We start from the raw sequence: 19,263 nt of genomic DNA on the forward strand, positions 1-19,263 counted from the left end.
CAAGCCACCGCGCAGATCCTCACCGCAAACGCCTGTGGGCCCGGGAAACCGGGCCCACAGGCGTTTGACGAGCCGTTCGGCGGCTCAGGATCTTCATAGCACGGGTGTGCTATTCGGCAGCGTCCTCTTCGGCGTCTTCCACGTCCGAGTCACCGGCAGCCTCGCCCGCATCCGCGACGGACCCCTCTGAAGCCGCGGCCTCGCCCTCGTCGAGCACGGCGTCCGCGGCCGCCACGGCGACCTGGTCGGCGTCGTCGCCCTGACCGGAGTCCTCAGTGCCGGAATGCTCGGCGCCGCCCGCCTCGCCGGCCGCGGTCTCCTCCTCGGCCTGCATCGCAGCGACGTCTTCCGGACGCACGCGCTCGGACCACGGGACCCACGGCGGGGCGAGGACCGAGTCCTCACTGGGCAGCAGTCCGATCTCGCTGACCGTCACCACCTTGGAGCGGGAGTTGCGGGTCAGCACGGCGAACCACTGCCAGCCGACGTAGCCGGCCAGGCGCGAAGCGAACAGGTGGGTGACCACCCGGTCCTCCTCGCGCTTGGCCCCGAGGTGCTCGCCGATGGTGCCGGCAGGGGTGATCGTTTCCAGCTCACGGCGCGCCTGGTCCACTGCCGCAGCGAGCATCGCGTCCGGCTTGCCGGTCTTCCACTGCGGGACGCCCGGCTTGGGGGCGGGGGTGCGAAGGGTGTTCTGACGCTCGGCAGTCATGTCTCAGGCTTCCAGTTGATCTGCGACCTGGCGCAGGGCGGCCGCGATGGCGGCGCCCTTTTTGCCATCCGGGTACTTACCCGAGGAGAGCGTCCCGGACAGGTTGTCCAGGACGGTGGAGAGGTCCTGGACCAGGGGGGCCAGTTCCTTCGGAGAGGTGCGCTTCGCCTTGGAGACGGAGGGGAGCTTGTCCAGCAGCCGGACGCCCATGGCCTGAGCACCGCGGCGGCCTTCGGCGACGCCGAATTCGATCCTGGTGCCCTTCCGGAGGTCCCCCACCCCGGCGGGCAGCGCGGAAGACGGCAGGTAGTACTCCTGCCCGTCCTCGGACGCTGCGAAGCCGAAACCCTTGTCCTTGTCGTACCACTTGACGCTGCCGGTAGGCACTTCTTTACCTCTGTCTGTCTTAGCTTGCGGTCAGGCCATGCCCCACCTGGTTCAACCGGTCTGGGCGGCACGGCTCGCGGTCTGCGTATCCACACTATTTTACCCGGGCGCGGACGTTCACCCGGCATATGTCGCGGCCCGCTTCTCCGGTGCATACAGAAATCTTCCAGACAACACTCAGGATCTGGGCGGAAGATGAAGGGCATGAAGACTGAAACGCCTGAAGCCAAACTCCTGGTTGTTGATGACGAACCCAATATCCGGGAACTCCTCTCAACCTCTCTGCGCTTCGCCGGCTTCGACGTCGTGGCCGCCGCCAACGGACGCGACGCCCTGGCCAAGGCCGAAAGCGAGTCCCCTGATCTGATCGTTCTGGACGTGATGCTCCCGGACATGGACGGTTTCAACGTCACGCGGAAGCTCCGTGCCGCAGGCCGCCACATCCCGGTGCTCTTCCTGACGGCCAAGGACGACACCGAAGACAAGGTCAACGGCCTGACGGTCGGCGGCGACGACTACGTCACCAAGCCGTTCAGCCTGGACGAAGTCGTGGCACGCGTCCGCGCCGTCCTCCGCCGCACCCAGCCGCTGCTCGAGGACGAGGCGATCATCCGCGTCGATGACCTGGAACTCGACGACGACGCCCACGAAGTGCGCCGGGGCGGGACCACCATCGAGCTGTCCCCCACCGAGTTCAAGCTGCTCCGCTACCTCATGCTGAACCCCAACCGCGTGCTGTCGAAGGCTCAGATCCTCGACCACGTCTGGGAGTACGACTTCAACGGTGACGCCTCGATCGTGGAGTCCTACATCTCCTACCTGCGCCGCAAGATCGACATCGTCCCGGACGCCCCCACGCTGATCCAGACCAAGCGAGGCGTGGGGTACGTCCTGCGGACTGCCGAGAAGCGCTGACTTGCTCCGCCGGTGGAAGTCCGCATCCCTGCGGGCACAGCTGATCGCAACCATCATGGGCCTGCTGCTGGTGGCCCTCGTGACCACCGGCGCAGGCACCATGGCGCTTCTGCACAGCTATCTGCAATCGCAGATCGACGACCGTCTGAGCGTCGCCACCACGAGCATGCAGAAATACGGTGGGTACGCCCAGCTGACCAGCGGTCTGAGCAGCGTCCCCACCGACTATTCCGTGGTGGTCCTGCGCCCCGGCGCCCCTGTGTACCGGACCGGGGCGAACCAGTCGGGCTATCCGGACATCGAGCAGATGAGCCTGGCCCAGGCCACGTCCCTGAAGCGGAAGCCCTTCGACATCGCGGGCACCACCGGGCACGACTGGCGCGCGGTGGCGGTCCCCTTCGTCGACCAGAGCGGCCACGGCTACGTGGTGGTGGTCGGGCTTCCCCTGGCACCGGTGGACGAGATCATGGAGCACGCCATCCTGGTGGTGGTGGGCGTCGGTCTCCTCACGTTGATCCTCGCGTTCTTCATCGCCACCTGGACGGTCACCCGGTCCTTCCGTCCCCTGGCGCGGGTGGAGAGGACGGCGGCGGCCATCGCCTCGGGTGACTTGTCCCAGCGCGTCGAGATCCGCACGCCTCACACCGAGGTCGGGCGCCTGGCGACCTCGCTCAACACCATGCTGGCCAACATCGAATCGGCGTTCGCCGCGCGGACGGCGTCCGAACAGCGCATGCGCCGCTTCGCCGCCGACGCCTCCCACGAACTCCGCACCCCGCTCGTGACCATCCGGGGCTTCTCGGAGCTCTACCGTCATGGCGCCCTGCGGACCGACTCCGACGTGGCCACGGCCATGAGCCGGATCGAGAGCGAAGCCAAGCGCATGGGCTCCATGGTCGAAGACCTGCTGACCCTCGCCCGTCTCGATGAGCAGAGGCCACTGCAGGAAAAGCCCTTCGATCTGATGCTGCTGGGCAACGACGCCGTGGTGGACACCCGCGCGAGCGCGCCCCAGCGCACGGTCCGCCTGGTGGGTCTGGACGCGGCGCAGCCGGTCCCGGCCCCCGCGCTGGGTGATGAGGCGAAGATCCGCCAAGTGGTGAGCAATCTGCTCGGCAACGCCCTCCGGTACACCCCGGAGGAGTCGCCTCTCGAGCTGGCGGTGGGCCGGCGGCAGGACGAGGACGGTTCGTGGTCCGTGCTCGAGGTCCGCGACCACGGACCCGGCATCTCCGAGGAGGATCAGGCCCGGATCTTCGAACGCTTCTACCGGGCGGACACCTCTCGCACCCGGGAGACCGGCGGCAGCGGCCTGGGTCTCGCGATCGTCGCCGCCATCGTGGGCAGCCACGGTGGAACGGTCCGGATCATCGACACCCCGGGGGGCGGAGCCACGTTCCAGGTCCGGCTCCCCCACTCGGCGGACGACGCTCTCGCCTCCGACATCACGGAGTGACCCTGCCGCGCCTGCCGACCGCGACGTGCGACGACGGAGCGCGCCTCCCGGTCTGCCTGTGGACGGCGTGCCTGCGCGGCTGTCCACATAGGCCACTGCTCGCGGCCCGGCAGCCGGGCGCGTTCCTAGGCTGAGACGAAAGAGACCCCACCGGGTCCGTCACAGCGAAAGGAACACCATGAGCGTCATCTCCGTCGACACCGAACTCCTGCACCTTCAGTCCGGCCGGGTCCGCGGCACCATGGAACGCATCTCCGCGGACATCAGAGCGATGAACCAGGGGCTCACCGCGCTGCAGGGCAGCTGGCGCGGGAATGCCTCCGCCAGCTTCCAGTCCCTGGTGGCGGAGTGGGCCGCGACTCAGAATCGCGTGGAGGCGTCCATGGCGGCCATCAACTCGGCACTTGCTCAGGCGGCGGCTCAGTACCGGGACGTCGAACTGACGAATGCGCAGCGCTTCGCCCACTGAGTGGGGCCGTCTGGCGCCCGGACCCCGGGCGCCGGACGGCCGGCCGCAGACTTGGGGTTCCGGCCGATGCTCGTCTACTCCGGCGTCCCCTGATGGAACCGCAGACGCCACGTGCTCTGAGAGGCGGCGCCCTGGTCGGTGGCGTCCCGGGACCCTGTGCTCCGCGGCCCGGCGCCCCGGGAAGCCGCCGGTTCAGTCAGGATCCACAGCGAGCTGCGGAGGACGGTGCGGCCGGCAGACCGGGTCCGGTACTGGAGCAGGATGGTGCTCTCGGTCAGACGGGAAGCGGACAAAGGGGTGATGTCGATCGGCTCGTGATCCTCATCCGCCAGGGCGAGGAGCATCTCCTCCCGGGACCAGGTGCGGCCCGAACTTCCGATCTCCTCGAAGTCGGGGTGCAGGATCCTCGCCACCTCGCCGAGGTCGGCGCGGACGGCCGGTTCCAGAAGGCGCTTCTCCAGTGCGGTCACGGTGGCCACCGCGTCCTGCTGTCCGGACGAGTCCCGGAAGTCCTCCTCCAGGATCGAGAACAGATCGGGCTCCGCCTCATCCGTGCCGGACGCAGAAACAGACCCAGACACAGGCCCAGATGCAGACGCAGACGGGCGAGCCTGTGCCGTGGTGCTCGGTGCGTGGCCGGTCGCTGCCGGGGGGTTCCGGGACACGGCGGTACCTGCCGATGCGGGGCGAGCGTCGGGGCGCTCAACGTTCAGGCTGCGGCTTTCGGCACTCCGTGTTTCAGCGCCCCGGGTTTCCGCGTTGTGGGGCTCCGCGAGCTGAGCGCCCGGAAAGCCAGGACCGGAGGGGATCGACTTCCCTCCGCGCTGGTAAGCGGTGGCGACGGCACGGGCACGGTCGTCCGCGGCCTCGTTCAAGGAGTGTCCGGCATGACCCTTCACCCACTCGAATGCGACGTTCCGCCCCTTGAGGGCATCGTCGAGCTCCTTGAGCAGATCCACGTTCAGAACGGGCTTGCCGTCAGCCTTGCGCCAGCCCTTGCGCTTCCAGCCCGGCATCCACTTGGTCAGGCAGTTGATGACATACTGGCTGTCGCAGAGGATCTTCAGGGGTTCATCCGCGCGGTGCGCGGTGCTGCGGAGCAGATCCAGCACCGCCATGAGCTCACCCTGGTTGTTCGTGCCGTGCGGCCAGCCGCCGGCCCTCCAGGTGTCATCGTCGATGTACCAGGCCCACCCCGCGGGTCCAGGATTGCCCAGCGCGGAACCATCTGCAGCAGCCGTAATCGTCACCCGACAATCCTGCCACAAGGCCTCCGCCGTCCGGCCGCACGCCCGGCAGCGGACGTTCTCTCTTCCACCCGGACCTTCCGCCCCGACCGGCACACGCCTCACCCGGCACAGCCCTTAAACGCGGCGGCGGGCCGCACCTCGAAAGGTGCGGCCCGCCGCCGTGCACTGTCCGGTGAGACACCGGCAAGCAGAGCCGGGGATCAGAACCCGCCCATGCCGCCCATCTCGTCGGCGCCGGCGGCCGGAGCGTTCTTCTCCGGCTTGTCGGCCACGACTGCCTCGGTGGTGAGGAAGAGACCGGCGATGGAGGCCGCGTTCTGCAGAGCGGAACGGGTCACCTTGACCGGGTCGTTGACGCCGGCGGCCAGCAGGTCCACGTACTCGCCGGTGGCGGCGTTCAGGCCGTGACCGGCAGGCAGGCTGCGGACCTTGTCGGCGACGACGCCCGGCTCGAGGCCGGCGTTGAAGGCGATCTGCTTCAGCGGGGCGTCGATGGCGACCTTGACGATGTTGGCGCCGGTGGCCTCGTCACCCTCGAGCTGCAGGTTGGCGAACGCCTTGGCGCCGGCCTGGATCAGAGCAACGCCACCACCGGCGACGATGCCTTCCTCGACGGCGGCCTTCGCGTTGCGGACGGCGTCCTCGATGCGGTGCTTGCGCTCCTTGAGCTCCACCTCGGTGGCTGCACCGGCCTTGATGACGGCCACGCCGCCGGCCAGCTTCGCCAGGCGCTCCTGGAGCTTCTCGCGGTCGTAGTCCGAGTCGGAGTTCTCGATCTCGGAACGGATCTGAGCCACGCGGCCGGCGATGGCTTCGGCGTCGCCGGCACCCTCGACGATCGTGGTCTCGTCCTTGGTGACGACGACCTTGCGGGCCTGGCCGAGGTCGGCCAGGGTGGCGGCGTCGAGCTTGAGGCCGATCTCCTCGGAGATGACGTTGCCACCGGTGAGGATAGCGATGTCGGCCAGCTGAGCCTTGCGGCGGTCACCGAAGCCCGGAGCCTTGACGGCGACGGACTTGAAGGTGCCCTTGAGCTTGTTGACGATGAGGGTGGCCAGAGCCTCGCCCTCGACGTCCTCGGCGATGATCAGCAGCGGCTTGTTGGCCTGCATGACCTTCTCCAGGACGGCGACCAGGTCCTTCACGGAGCTGATCTTGGAGTTCACGATGAGGATGTAGGGATCCTCGAGCACGGTCTCCTGGCGCTCTGCGTCGGTGACGAAGTACGCGGAGATGTAGCCCTTGTCGAAGCGCATGCCCTCGGTGAGCTCGAGCTCCAGGCCGAAGGTGTTGGACTCCTCGACGGTGATGACGCCTTCCTTGCCCACCTTGTCCAGGGCTTCGGCGATCAGTTCACCGATCTGAGCGTCACCGGCGGAGATCGACGCGGTGGCGGCGATCTCTTCCTTGGTCTCGATCTCCTTGGCGGAACCGAGCAGCTCTTCGGTGACGGCCTCGACGGCCTTCTCGATGCCGCGCTTGAGGGACAGCGGGTCGGCGCCGGCGGCGACGTTGCGCAGGCCTTCCTTCACGAGCGCCTGAGCCAGCACCGTGGCGGTGGTGGTGCCGTCACCGGCGACGTCGTCAGTCTTCTTGGCGACTTCCTTGACCAGCTCTGCGCCGATCTTCTCGTAGGGATCCTCGAGCTCGATCTCCTTGGCGATGGACACACCATCGTTGGTGATCGTGGGAGCGCCCCACTTCTTCTCGAGCACCACGTTGCGACCACGCGGGCCCAGGGTGACCTTGACGGCGTCGGCGAGGATGTTCAGGCCCCGCTCCAGGCCGCGGCGTGCCTCTTCATCAAATGCAATGATCTTGGCCATGACGGCAAAGGTCCTTTCGGGTCAGTACGTTTCCGGACTGTCGTTGAGGGATGAAGGGTCCTGGCTGCCCAATGCCCGCGACGGACGGCACGGCCCGCCGGCATCCGTACGCCGGCGCACCGGGCCTCATTGAGACCGGGGTTGCCTTCTCTCCGGCGGGCCGGCCATCCTCCGCGGAACGGATTCATTAGCAGTCGGCACTCCGGAGTGCTAACTCCATAATTAGCACTCTCGACTGGTGAGTGCAAGGCGTTCACGCCACTGGCGAAACCTCGGGACCGTGGTGCTCCGTGAGGCACGACCGGGTGCGGAGGCAGCGTGTCCGGCGGAAGCGGCGCGTGACCTGCTCCGCCGTCCGGGAGGCCGTCGGGGGACGAACCGTCAGGACATCAGGAACAACAGCCGCCGTCCGACGACACCGTTCAGCGATCGGCGGTGGGACAGGGCAGGCCGAATATCCGGGAGGAGGTCAGGCCGCGCCGGGACCCAGCACCACGGCAAGCGGGTCCTGGAGGTTCGTGGCCAGCTCCACCCGGGCGATCCCCAGGGCGCCGGCCAGCTCGGTCGCGGACGCCTTGAGGCTCTCGGCGTTGTAGAAGACCACCGAACTCGGCTGCGCCACGCCCTGCCAGTTGCCGACGGGTCCCAGGGTCCAGCCGGCGGCCGTGACCTTGGCGCCGTAGCCGGCCGCGAGGCCCGCCGTCGTGGTGCCGTTGTACACGGACACGGGGCGGGACTTATCCACGGTGGGCGTGGTCGTGGGCGGAGCGGACGGCGTGGTCGCGCTCGGAGAGGGGGCCGGGGTCGATGCGGACGGCTTCGCCGACGGTTTGGCGGATGGTTTCGCCGAGGCGCTCGAGGAGGCGGACGGCGAGGCCTTGGCCTCGGCCCGGACGCCCATGGAGGGGAAGGCGAAGTACGCGACGAGGCCGATCAGCAGGGCGACGACGCCGGTCGCCAGCAAGGGACGCAGCGCGGCGCCGGCGGAGGCCCTGGCGACACGGTGGACCCCGCGGCGTTCGGTGCCTTCCGGCACATCATCGAATTCGTCCCGGGCGTATTTGGTCATCGAGGCGCGTCCTCACGGAGTGGCAGGTGGTCCTACAGGTTCACGCGCCGTTGCCCAGGCGACGAGCAGTCCTGGCCCGGTGGCGCGACGTACGTAGTCTACGCAATCTCTTGACGAGCATGGGGTCATGCGCCAGGGCGGCCTGGCTGTCGATGACCTGATTGAGCTGCTGGTAGTAATGCGTGGCGGAGAGATCGAACAGTTCACGGATGGCCTGTTCCTTGGCTCCCGAGTACTTCCACCAGGACCGTTCGAACTCGAGGATCCGCTGGTCACGCTCCGACAATCCCGGAGCGGGCTGCGAGCCCTCCGGGGATCCGGGGTGGGCCGGAACACCATCCGGCGACACTGCTGCCTCGGCCATGTTTCCTCCCTTCACCGTGCGTCCTTTCCATGATAGATCCGAAATCACAACGATGTCATTTGGCACAATCGAGGGCATGGACCAGCGCAGCACCGCCCCCAGCCCCACCGGTTCCCAGGAGGCCTTCGACTTCCCCGGGGAGGGACTGAGCACCGAAGAGCGCCCGGGCGACCCCGGGGCGTTCCGCCGCCTGGCCGACGAGGGCTGGGACGGCCTCGTGGAGAGCGGCGCCCTGCACCCGAGCTGGGCCGAGGCCCTCTCGCCCGAGGGGCCGGCCCTGGGCTCCGTGATCCGCCGGCTCGCCACTGAGGAGGAGAGCGGCGCCCGGATCCTCCCGCCGGCGCCCGCGCTGTTCACCGCCTTCCGACGACCGCTCGACGACGTGAAGGTCCTGATCCTGGGCCAGGACCCCTACCCCACGCCCGGCCACGCCATGGGGCTCTCCTTCTCGGTCGCCCCGGACTGCCGCCCGGTGCCCCGCAGCCTGGGCAACATCTTCCGGGAACTCCACGACGACCTGGGCCTCCCCACGCCGGTCCACGGCGATCTGAGCCGCTGGGCGGACCAGGGCGTCCTCCTTCTGAACCGGGTGCTCAGCGTCGAGGCGGGGAACGCCGGCTCGCACCGCCGGCGCGGCTGGGAGGAGTTCACGACGGCGGCGATCCGGGCCGTCGTCGCGCGCAGGGCTCCGGACGGGAAGCGCCTCCCTCTCGTGGCGGTCCTCTGGGGCCGCGACGCCGCGGGCGTCACCCCCTTGCTGGACGGCTGCCCGACGGTGAGCAGCGCCCATCCCAGCCCGCTGTCGGCGTCGCGCGGCTTCTTCGGTTCGCGCCCCTTCAGCAAGGTCAACGAGCTGCTGGTGGAGCAAGGGGCCGAGCCCGTCGACTGGAGCCTCTGAGCCCGGCTCAAGGCGGGCCGAGACGGGCCCTTAGGGTAGGCTCACCTCATGACTGAAACCCCCGCGCGCCGCCCGTCGAAGCCCTGGTACACCCTCGAGGTGCTCCGTACTGAACGGGTCAGCGAACACATGGTGCGGGTGCATGCGGGAGGCCCGGGTTTCGCCGGATTCGTCCTGAACGACTTCACGGACCGCTACGTCAAGATCGCCTTCCCGCGCCCCGGCGTGAGCTACCCGGAGCCGTTCGACCCGGCCTGGGCTCAGGAGAACCTCTCCCCCGCGGAACAGCCGGTGACCCGGACTTACACGATCCGTCACGTGGATCTGGACGCCCAGGAACTGGCCATCGATTTCGTGGTGCACGGTGACGAGGGGCTCGCGGGGCCGTGGGCGGCACGAGCGGTCCCCGGCGACCGGTTCACGTTCCGCGGACCGGGCGGCGGTTACTCCCCCAGCCCCGACGCCGACTGGCACCTCCTGCTGGGTGACGATTCGGCGCTGCCCGCCGTCTCGGCAGCCCTGGAAGCCCTGCCGACCGACGCCCGCGGACTGGCCCTCATCGAGGTGGACACCGAGGCCGACGTCCAGGAGCTCACGGCGCCCGCCGGCGTCGAGCTGTCCTGGCTCTTCCGCCGCGGCGTGCCCGCCGGTGAGAGCACGGTGCTGGTCGACGCCGTCTCCGCGGCCGACTTCCCGGAGGGCAAGGTCCAGGCGTTCGTGCACGGGGAGCGCGGGCTGGTCAAGGCACTGCGCGACGAACTGATCAAGAGGCGCGGCCTGGACCGCAAGGACCTGTCGATCTCCGGTTACTGGGCTTACGGCCGGGTCGAGGATCAGTTCCAGGCGGAGAAGAAGACGGAGATCGGCAAGATCTGACGGTTCACCAGGATCGACTGCTCCATAGGACGCCGAAAACCCCCGGAATCCGGGGGTTTTCGGCTGTCAATGGTGGGGACACTCGATCAGGGGTCAGCGGCGGCGGGTCCTCCGGCGCTCGTTGCTGGACAGTCCCGACGTCAGCGGCCGGGCGAGACTGTCGCCGAGCACGATGCCCGCGGCGATCCCCAGCACCACGGCCACCGCATTGAGCATGCCGCCCGCGCCGTTGAGGAAGTCGTCCCCGTTGATGGTGAGCGTGTACATGGACCGGAAGATCCGCAGACCCGGCAAGAGGATGAGCGCGGCCGGGACGGCGACCACCAGCTGAGGGGCGCCCATCCGCAAGGCCACCACGCGGGCGAGGAAACCGATCACGACGGCCGAGACCGCGGGTCCCATGCGGTCCCCCACCCCGATCTGGGCGACGCCCAGCAGCACGAAGTACCCCACGATCCCCACCGCCATGGTCGGGAGCACGAGCCGCACGGGCGACTGCTCCGTCACGGTGATCGCCACGAGGGACACGGCCACCAGGACCACCTGGAACCAGAAGTCGTAGGCCGGCGGGAAGGTCGCGGTCACGTTGATGTCCGGCATGCCGGTGAGGTTCCCCGCCACGAACGCGACACCGATGCCGGACACGATCGCGCCGAAGGTCAGCATGGCCGAGAGCAGACGCCCGGCCGCCGTCACCGGGAAGCCGTTGATCGCGTCCTGCACCGCGGAGACGAGCCGACCCGTGGGCAGCAGGAGCAGGATGCCGCCCGCCACCACGATCGACGGTGCGATGTTCGCCCCGAACCGCCAGAGGAGCAGGGCCAGGAAGGTCACGAAGAACGACGACGCCGCCGTGGCGTAGAAGTCCGGGACACGCCATCGCGCGAGCTGGCGGGACACGAGGTCGACCACGAGCGACGAGACGAACGCGATCGACGAGGCGAGGATGCCGCCGCCGAGAACGCCCACGAACGCCGCGGCGAACACGCCGAAGGCCAGGGTGACCATCCAGCGGGCGAAGGGCTTGGGCCGCTTGAGGATCTCATCCAGCCGCTTGTTGGCCTCCTTGCGGCTCACACCGCCCGCGGCGATGTCCGAGACGAGCTGGTGCACCTCGGACAGCCCCGCGTAGTTGCTGGTCCAGGACCGCACCACGCGCAGGAGCGTGATGGGGGTCTGATCCTTCGGGGCGTAGTTGATGGACACCGACTGATTGGTGATGTCCACTTCGACGTTCTTCAGTCCCAGTGCCGCCGTGACCGCGATGATGCTGGTCTCGACCTCGAGGGCGCCGGCGCCGTACCGGAACATCGTTTCGGCCAGGCGGAGCGCAAAGTCGATCGTCTTGCGCGCGGACTCGTCGACGCCGCCCACCCGGATGGTCGGGTTGGCGTAGGGGCTGCCGGCCAGCCGGTCCACGATGCTCAGCGGTGCCGTCGGGGGCTGCTCGCCGCGCACCAGATTCCGCAGCATGCGCTTGGCCGAGGTGGTGGCGCGCAGCTCGGCCGGGGTCAGCGGCTCGGTCTTGGGCAGGCCGTCCGTGGTGGGCCTGGACTGCGCGGCCGGGGACTTGCCGGGCTTCGTTCCGGACCGTGCGGGGCCGGCGCCGCGGCCGGGCGTGCGGGCGGGAGTCCGGCCGGAGTTCCGTGCCGATGAGGAGCCCGCGGCGGGCCGCGCCGGGACGGGGACGGGGATGCGGCCCGTGCCGGCGGTCTGCACAGGTGCGCTCTGCGCGGGCGCGTTCGGCACGGGCGCGTTCGGCACGGGCACCCGGGGCATCGGGCCCGCGGCGTCCAGGGGGCGGTCCGTGCGCGGGCCGGACGACGACGGCGCACCCTCCCCGGACTGCGCCGCCCCCTGGGCGGGGCGCGGGTCGGCGGCGGGCGGCTGCGCGCCGCCGTCGTCGCCCCGGCGGGGGCTGTTCGCGGCGGACGTCGTCGTGGCGTCCGGATCGCTGCGGTGCGGCTCTCTGGCGTTCATGAGGACTCCCTGCGCTTCGGAGCCGCGGTGCGGCTCAGTAGAACTGCTGACCGGTGCGGCGGGTGTGGATCTGGCGGACCACCCGTTCACCGATCCTTGCCCACACTGTGTACTTCACGGGGCTGAGCACTTGGTCATAACATCCCACGAAGTCGGTGACAGTCTTCGAGAAGCTGGTCTTGAACAGGCCGAGCCCGTAGTGCGGGTGCTCCGGATCCTTGATGCTCGCCGCGGGCGGGGTGCCGCAGAGGTCGTATTCGGTGCAGCCGAGGGCCTTCATGTCGTTCATGGCCTGCCACTGGACCAGGTGCGAGTCGCCGTACTGGTTGCGCTTCTGCAGCGACCCACCGTCCTTATAGGTGCCCTTGTGGCCGTAGTTGATGACGAAGGCTCCCACCGAAGGCACACCGTTTTCGTGGACGAAGTACAGGTGGCCCTGCCCGCGCTCCATGAAGCCGCCCCAGAAGCGGCGGAAGTAGTCGTACTCGCGGGGCCGGACGGTGGCCTTGGTCTCGAGGGTGCCGTTCATGAGCGAGTACATCGCACGGAAGTCCTCCTCCGTGGCCTCGCCCTTGCGGACCTCGACGCCCTCGCGGAGGGCACGGCGCACCGCGTTGCGGCCGCGGGAGGAGAAGCTCTTGAGGATGTCCTCGGTCTCCGGGGAGATGTCCAGGATGACCGTGTGGTCGTTGGGCTGCAGATTCGGCATCTTCAGGGCGCCCAGACCGTTGAGCACGGCCCGCGAGGTGTCGGTGGCCACGATGTCCGGTTCGATCTTGATGGCGAAGACCCCGAGACGCTCACGCTTCACGAACTCGGCGTTGGCGGTGAAGATCCCGGGGAGATCCTGGACCCCGGACACGTCCGGGCCCTTGATCATGTACCAGTAGCGGCCCAGGAGCGGGATGCGCTTCTCCAGCACCAGGTTGTAGCTGCTGTACTCCGCGCACTCGTGGACCACGTGCCGGATGTCCCAGCCGTAGTGCTTCTTGACCGACGCGTAGGCCTCAGACTGCAGCAGGTTGCCGCCGTTCGGGTTGGCCGTGACCAGCTCGTCCCAGCGCGCGATCTCATCGTCGGTGGCAAAGCGGGCGGTGAAGGTTCGCAAGGTCACGGCTTCCAATCCTGAGGTGGCTGAACGGCTGTCGTCAGTCTATCCGGCGACCCCTGTCCGGATGCTGTGGAACGGGTCTCAGAGAGCCGCCTGAAACGCCACAGGGCGGCGGGGATCCGCCGCCCTGTGGCCGCCCCCGGAGCCTTGGTCGGCTCAGAGGTGATCTTGCTCCCAGGCGTGTCCCGGGAACGCCGGCGATGACGCTCTCAGCACTCCACGACGTTGACGGCCAGCCCGCCCAGCGCCGTCTCCTTGTACTTGGTGGACATGTCCTTGCCGGTCTCCCGCATCGTGATGATGACCTCGTCCAGTGAGACGCGGTGCGTGCCGTCGCCCCAGAGAGCCATCTTGGTGGCGTTGATGGCCTTCGCCGCGGCGATGGCGTTGCGCTCGATGCAGGGCACCTGGACCAGGCCGCCGATGGGATCGCAGGTCAGGCCCAGGTTGTGCTCCATCGCGATCTCCGCGGCGTTCTCCACCTGCGCGGGCGTGCCGCCCATGACCTCGGCGAGTCCCGCGGCCGCCATGGAGGAGGCCGACCCGACCTCGCCCTGGCAGCCGACCTCGGCGCCGGAGATGGAGGCCTGCTCCTTGTAGAGCACGCCGACGGCCCCTGCGGCCAGGAGGAACCTGACCACCACGTCGTCCTTGTCCTGCTGCGTGGCGTTCTCCATGCCGGGCGCGTAGTTCAGCGCGTAGTACAGCACGGCCGGGATGATCCCCGCGGCGCCGTTGGTGGGCGCCGTGACGACGCGGCCGCCGCTCGCGTTCTCCTCGTTGACCGCCAGCGCCACGAGGTTGACCCACTCCTGCCAGTACTTGGGGTCGCGGTCCTTGTCCTCCTTGAGGAGGCGGTCATGCCAGTCCGGAGCGCGACGGCGGACGTTCAGACCGCCGGGCAGCAGGCCTTCGCGGTGGATGCTCTTCTCGACGCACGCCTCCATGACGGCCCAGATCTTGAGCAGACCCTCGCGGATCTCCTCCTCCGTCCGGCTCGCCTTCTCATTGATGAGCATGATGTCGGAGATGCCCAGGCCCTTGCTGTGGCAGCGGCCCAGCAGCTCGGCGGCCGTGCGGAACGGCAGCGGAAGCTCCTTCTTGGACTCTTCCAGCTCCTGCTTGGCCTGCTGCTCCTCGCCCTCGCGGACGATGAACCCGCCGCCCACGGAGAAGAAGGTGGCCTCGTGGAGGATCTCGCCGTCGGCGTCCTTCACGGCGAACTTCATGCCGTTGGTGTGGCGCGGGAGCACGGTCAGCGGGTGCTGGATCATGTCCGCGACGCCGTACTCGAGGCGCACCTCACCGGCGAAGGTGACGGTGCCGCTCTCCTCGATCGCGGCGAGCCGCTCCTCGACCTCCTCGGGCAGGATCTTGTCCGGGTAGTAGCCCTCCAGACCGAGGAGCACGGCGGTGAAGGTGCCGTGCCCCCGGCCGGTGGCTGCGAGGGAGCCGTAGAGGTCGACGCCGAGGCCTGCCACGCGGGGCAGCAGCCCGGCGTCGCGCACCTCCTGGGCGAAGACCGCGGCCGCCAGCATCGGCCCCACGGTATGGGAGCTGGACGGGCCCACGCCGATCTTGAAGAGCTCAAAAACACCAACGGCCACGGTTCTTACCGCCTAACGCTCACGCTTGTAGAAGGGCAGGGAGACCACTTCGAACGGTTCCGCCTTGCCGCGCAGATCGATGTCCAGCGCGGTGCCCGGTTCAGTGTAAGCCACATCCACGTACGCCAGAGCCACCGGATATCCGAGGGTCGGGCTGGGCTGTCCGGAGGTGACCTCGCCCACCACGACGCCGTCCTTCAGCACGTTGTAGTGGCTGCGGCCAGCCCGGCGTCCCAGGCCCTTCAGGCCCACCAGGCGACGGCCCGAGGTGGTCCCCACGCCGTTCTCCTTGGCGGCTTCGAGGGCGGACCGGCCGACGAAGTCGCCGTCCTTGCTCTTGAGCGCGACCACGGGGCCGAGGCCCGCGGCGAAGGGGGTGCCTTCCCGGGAGAGCTCGTTGCCGTAGAGCGGCATGCCGGCCTCGAGGCGGAGCGAGTCACGCGACGCCAGACCGGCCGGCACCAGGCCGTGGCCCTCTCCGGCGGCCAGGAGCGCCTGCCACAGTGCCGGCGCGGACCCGTTGGCCACGAAGATCTCGAAGCCGTCCTCGCCCGTGTAGCCCGTGCGGGCCAGGAGGAGGGACTCGCCGTTGATGGTGACCTCGACGGCGGCGTAGTACTTCAGCCCGGTGACGGTCTCGTGCTCGTCCTCCGGCACGAGGGTGAGGAGGATGGCCTCCGCGTTCGGACCCTGGACGGCGATGAGGGAGATGTCGGCCGACGCGTTCGTGACGGTGACGTCGAAGCCCTCGGCACGCTGCTGGAGCTCCTCGGCCACGACGGGCGCGTTGCCCGCGTTCGGCACCACGAGGAACTTGTCCTCGCCGCGACGGTAGACGATGAGGTCGTCGATGATCCCGCCGTCCTCCTGGCAGATCAGCGAGTACTTGGCCTTGCCCTCCGCGATCGCGGACAGCTTGCCCACCAGGGCGTAGTCCAGGAAGGCGCCCGCGCCGGGGCCCTCAACCCAGACCTCACCCATGTGGGAGAGGTCGAAGAGGCCGGCCGCCTGGCGGACGGCGTGGTGCTCCGCCAGCTCGGAACCGTACTTGAGCGGCATCTGCCAGCCGCCGAAGTCGGTGAACGAGGCGCCCAGTTTCTCGTGCTCGGCGTACAGGGCTGTGTGGTTCTCAGTCATGGAGTGGATGTCCTTCGGTCCTGTGCGGCGGGTTCAGTTCTCGAACGCTTCGATGGGCGGGCAGGAGCAGACCAGATTGCGGTCGCCCGAGGCGCCATCGATGCGTCCCACCGGCGGGAAGTACTTGTCCTGGCCGTGAGCGTGACCGGAGTGGTCCGGGCGGGCCGGGAAGGCGGCCTGCTCGCGGCTGTAGGAACGGTCCCACTCCGAGGTCACGACGGCGGACGCCGTGTGCGGCGCGTGGCGCAGCGGGCTGTCCTCGACGCTGAAGTCACCGTTGCGGACCTGCTCGATCTCACCGCGGATGACGATCATGGCGTCGATGAAACGGTCCAGCTCGCCGAGGTCCTCGGACTCGGTGGGCTCCACCATCAGGGTGCCGGCCACCGGGAACGCCAGGGTCGGCGCGTGGAAACCGAAGTCGATGAGGCGCTTGGCCACATCCTCCGCCGTGACGCCGGTGTCGGCGGTCAGCTGACGGAGGTCCAGGATGCACTCGTGGGCCACGAGGCCGCCTTCGCCGGTGTAGAGGACCGGGAAGTGCTCATCGAGGCGCTTGGCCACGTAGTTGGCGGCCAGCAGGGCGGACTTGGTGGCCTCGGTGAGTCCGTCGCCGCCCATGAGGCGGATGTAGGCCCAGGAGATGGGCAGCACGCCGGCCGAGCCGAAGCGGCTCGCGGAGATCGGGGCGCCGCCGGCGCCGTTGGCCGGATCCGCCGCGTTGCCGGGCATGAACGGCGCCAGGTGGGCGCGGGCCGCGACCGGTCCGACGCCGGGGCCGCCACCGCCGTGCGGGATGCAGAACGTCTTGTGAAGGTTCAGGTGGGAGACGTCGCCGCCGAACTTGCCGGGCTGGGCGAGGCCGACGAGGGCGTTCAGGTTCGCGCCGTCGATGTAGACCTGGCCGCCCGCTTCGTGCACGGCGTCGCAGATGTAGCGCACATCGGCGTCGTAGACACCGTGGGTGGACGGGTAGGTGATCATGATGGCGGCGATCGCGTCGCGGTGCGCCTCGATCTTGGCCTTGAGGTCCTCGTGGTCGATCGTGCCGTCGGGCGCCGTCGCCACGACGACGACCTTCATGCCGGCCAGGACGGCCGAGGCCGCGTTGGTGCCGTGCGCCGAAGCCGGAATGAGGCAGATGTCGCGCTGCACATCGCCGCGGGAGTGGTGGTAGCCGCGGATGGCCAGGAGGCCGGCCAGCTCGCCCTGCGAACCGGCGTTCGGCTGGATGGAGACCTGGTCGTAGCCGGTGATCTCGGCGAGATCGGCTTCGAGCCCGTCGATCAGCTCACGCCATCCGGCGGTCTGGGAGTCCGGGGCGAACGGGTGGATGGAGGCGAACTCGGGCCAGGAGATGGCTTCCATCTCGGCGGTCGCGTTCAGCTTCATGGTGCAGGAGCCCAGCGGGATCATGGTGCGGTCCAGCGCGAGGTCGCGGTCCGAGAGGCGGCGGATGTAGCGCAGCATCTGGGTCTCGGAACGGTGCGTGTTGAAGACCGGGTGGGTCATGAAGTCGGTGTTGCGGCTCAGGGCCAGCGGGTACTCCGCGCCGGAGGTCTCCACGGCGGAGGCGTCCGCGCCGAAGAAGGACGCGACGGCGGCGACCGTCTCCGGCGTCGTGGTCTCGTCGAAGGAGACGCCCAGGGTGTCCGCGTCGATGGCGCGGAGGTTGTAGCCGGCTTCCTCGGCGGCCGCGAGGATTTCGGCGGCGCGGCCCGGGACGATGACCGTCACGGTGTCGAAGAATTCGGTGTTCGCGGTCTGCACACCGGCGGCGCGCAGGGCGGCGTCGAAGCGTGCGGCGTGGGCGTGCACCTGGGAGGCGATGGCCTTCAGGCCGTCGGGGCCGTGGAAGACGCCGTACATCGAGGCGACGATCGCCAGCAGTGCCTGCGCGGTGCAGATGTTGGAGGTGGCCTTCTCGCGGCGGATGTGCTGCTCGCGGGTCTGGAGGGCCAGACGGTAGGCCGGGGTGCCGGCGTCGTCTTTGGAGACACCGACCAGGCGGCCCGGCAGGGAGCGCTCGAGGCCCTTGCGGACGGCCATGTACGCGGCGTGCGGGCCGCCGAAGAACAGCGGGACGCCGAAGCGCTGGGCGCTGCCGACGGCGATGTCCGCGCCCTGCTCACCCGGAGGGGTGATGAGGGTGAGGGAGAGCAGATCGGCGGCGACGGTGACCATGGCGCCGCGTTCCTTGGCGGCCGCGATGACCGGGGCGTGGTCGAAGACCTTGCCGGAGACGCCGGGCTGCTGCAGGACGATGCCGTTGATGGCGCCTTCCGGGAGGCCGGCGGACAGGTCTGCGACCTCGACCTCGAAGCCGAGGGCCTCGGCGCGGCCCTTCACGAGGGCGATGGTCTGCGGGAGGAGGTCGGCGTCGAGCACGGTCTTGCCGTCGGCGGCTTCCTTCGCCTTGTTCGCGCGGCGCATGAGCAGGACGGCCTCGACGACGGCGGTGCCTTCGTCCAGCAGGGAGGCGTTCGCGATGGGCAGGCCGACGAGGTCCTGCACCATGGTCTGGAAGTTCAGGAGCGCTTCGAGGCGGCCCTGGGAGATCTCCGGCTGGTACGGGGTGTACGCGGTGTACCAGGCCGGCGCCTCGAGGATGTTCCGGCGGATCACGGCGGGCGTGACGGTGTCGTAGTAACCCTGGCCGATGAGCTGGACGGCGGTCTTGTTGAGCGAGGCCAGACGGCGCAGCTCGGCGAGGACCTCGACCTCGGAGAGGGCCGGGCGCAGCGTGAGCGGCGTGGGCTGCTTGATGTCATCCGGGACCGCGGTGTTGACCAGGGCGTCGACCGAGCTGTAGCCCACGGCCTGCAGCATGGTGTCGATCTCGGTCTGACGGCGTGAGCCGATGTGGCGGTCCACGAAGCTGCCGGACTTCGCCAGATCAAGGACGGCGGAGGGATTCGTCACGAAGGAACTCCAGTGCTTGGCCGGCGAATGGTACGCCGGAACGGGATGGGCTCCTCCCCGCTCTGTGTGGGACCTGAGAGTTTTCATACCCACCACTGAGGGCGGGCACCTGCACCGTCGGTGAGCCGGGTGACCGGCTGCTTTCCAGAGTTGCCTCGGAGCGGCGGTACGGGGGCCTGAGAGATTCCTGGGGAGGTTTTGCTCCTACGGCGCCTGCGTAATACCCGTTCGCAGGACTCTCCCGCCGCGGATCGATGGCTTATTCACTTGTGGCGGACCGCGGT

Annotated in this window: 16 protein-coding genes and 1 riboswitch; of the genes, 5 read left to right on the forward strand and 11 right to left on the reverse strand. The window is 69.0% G+C overall.

Annotated elements, in window-relative coordinates:
- Positions 1–109 precede the first annotated feature (109 nt).
- Entirely contained in the window at positions 110–712 is a 603-nt protein-coding gene (locus BLV63_RS15140; RefSeq protein WP_066214256.1) for a DUF3027 domain-containing protein, read from the reverse strand.
- 3 nt (positions 713–715) lie between these two features.
- Positions 716–1,099, reverse strand: coding sequence for a cold-shock protein (locus BLV63_RS15145; protein ID WP_066214254.1), 384 nt, complete (start codon positions 1,097–1,099; stop codon positions 716–718).
- Positions 1,100–1,303: 204 nt separating this feature from the next.
- Between BLV63_RS15145 and BLV63_RS15150 the strand changes: the two genes are divergently transcribed.
- From BLV63_RS15150 to BLV63_RS15160, 3 genes are all read left to right on the forward strand, one after another.
- Complete coding sequence (locus BLV63_RS15150; RefSeq protein WP_066214637.1) at positions 1,304–2,014, forward strand: response regulator transcription factor; 711 nt, start codon at positions 1,304–1,306, stop codon at positions 2,012–2,014.
- A 1-nt stretch (position 2,015) separates the two neighbouring features.
- Entirely contained in the window at positions 2,016–3,470 is a 1,455-nt protein-coding gene (locus BLV63_RS15155; protein ID WP_066214249.1) for a sensor histidine kinase, read from the forward strand.
- Positions 3,471–3,648: 178 nt separating this feature from the next.
- Positions 3,649–3,939 carry a WXG100 family type VII secretion target gene (locus BLV63_RS15160; RefSeq protein ID WP_066214246.1) on the forward strand — a complete coding sequence of 97 codons (291 nt, stop codon included), beginning with the start codon at positions 3,649–3,651 and terminating at the stop codon, positions 3,937–3,939.
- Between the two features lie 74 nt (positions 3,940–4,013).
- On the opposite strand, the gene BLV63_RS15165 is transcribed toward BLV63_RS15160, so the two are convergent.
- The 4 genes from BLV63_RS15165 to BLV63_RS15180 all read right to left on the reverse strand — a co-directional run bounded on the left by BLV63_RS15165 (position 4,014) and on the right by BLV63_RS15180 (position 8,448).
- Positions 4,014–5,189, reverse strand: coding sequence for a ribonuclease HI family protein (locus BLV63_RS15165; protein WP_074784364.1), 1,176 nt, complete (start codon positions 5,187–5,189; stop codon positions 4,014–4,016).
- 200 nt (positions 5,190–5,389) lie between these two features.
- Positions 5,390–7,015 (reverse strand): chaperonin GroEL, encoded by a 1,626-nt coding sequence (groL, locus tag BLV63_RS15170; RefSeq protein ID WP_066214245.1) that lies wholly within the window; start codon positions 7,013–7,015, stop codon positions 5,390–5,392.
- Positions 7,016–7,484: 469 nt separating this feature from the next.
- Positions 7,485–8,084, reverse strand: a complete 600-nt coding sequence (locus BLV63_RS15175; RefSeq protein ID WP_066214244.1) for a LytR C-terminal domain-containing protein — start codon at positions 8,082–8,084, stop codon at positions 7,485–7,487.
- Positions 8,085–8,124: 40 nt separating this feature from the next.
- Positions 8,125–8,448: a DUF3263 domain-containing protein gene (locus BLV63_RS15180; protein WP_066214243.1), complete on the reverse strand. Its 324-nt coding sequence runs from the start codon at positions 8,446–8,448 to the stop codon at positions 8,125–8,127.
- Positions 8,449–8,524: 76 nt separating this feature from the next.
- On the opposite strand from BLV63_RS15180, the gene BLV63_RS15185 reads away from it, so the two are divergent.
- Positions 8,525–9,346, forward strand: coding sequence for a uracil-DNA glycosylase (locus BLV63_RS15185; RefSeq protein WP_082724145.1), 822 nt, complete (start codon positions 8,525–8,527; stop codon positions 9,344–9,346).
- Positions 9,347–9,394: 48 nt separating this feature from the next.
- Positions 9,395–10,222, forward strand: coding sequence for a siderophore-interacting protein (locus BLV63_RS15190; protein ID WP_066214239.1), 828 nt, complete (start codon positions 9,395–9,397; stop codon positions 10,220–10,222).
- A gap of 93 nt (positions 10,223–10,315) precedes the next feature.
- On the opposite strand, the gene BLV63_RS15195 is transcribed toward BLV63_RS15190, so the two are convergent.
- The 5 genes from BLV63_RS15195 to gcvP form a co-directional block, all read right to left on the reverse strand.
- Positions 10,316–11,695 (reverse strand): threonine/serine exporter family protein, encoded by a 1,380-nt coding sequence (locus BLV63_RS15195; protein ID WP_373277849.1) that lies wholly within the window; start codon positions 11,693–11,695, stop codon positions 10,316–10,318.
- 541 nt (positions 11,696–12,236) lie between these two features.
- Positions 12,237–13,310 carry a lipid II:glycine glycyltransferase FemX gene (locus BLV63_RS15200; protein WP_066214630.1) on the reverse strand — a complete coding sequence of 358 codons (1,074 nt, stop codon included), beginning with the start codon at positions 13,308–13,310 and terminating at the stop codon, positions 12,237–12,239.
- A gap of 212 nt (positions 13,311–13,522) precedes the next feature.
- Positions 13,523–14,920, reverse strand: a complete 1,398-nt coding sequence (locus BLV63_RS15205) for an L-serine ammonia-lyase (protein WP_066214236.1) — start codon at positions 14,918–14,920, stop codon at positions 13,523–13,525.
- A gap of 12 nt (positions 14,921–14,932) precedes the next feature.
- Entirely contained in the window at positions 14,933–16,057 is a 1,125-nt protein-coding gene (gene gcvT / locus BLV63_RS15210; protein WP_066214233.1) for a glycine cleavage system aminomethyltransferase GcvT, read from the reverse strand.
- 33 nt (positions 16,058–16,090) lie between these two features.
- The gene (gene gcvP, locus BLV63_RS15215) at positions 16,091–19,066 is read right to left on the reverse strand and encodes an aminomethyl-transferring glycine dehydrogenase (RefSeq protein ID WP_082724144.1); all 2,976 of its coding nucleotides are present in this window, start codon (positions 19,064–19,066) and stop codon (positions 16,091–16,093) included.
- A gap of 67 nt (positions 19,067–19,133) precedes the next feature.
- Positions 19,134–19,233: riboswitch (glycine riboswitch) on the reverse strand.
- Positions 19,234–19,263: the final 30 nt, after the last annotated feature.

It is taken from the genome of Arthrobacter woluwensis, assembly GCF_900105345.1.
Taxonomy (GTDB): domain Bacteria; phylum Actinomycetota; class Actinomycetes; order Actinomycetales; family Micrococcaceae; genus Arthrobacter_E; species Arthrobacter_E woluwensis.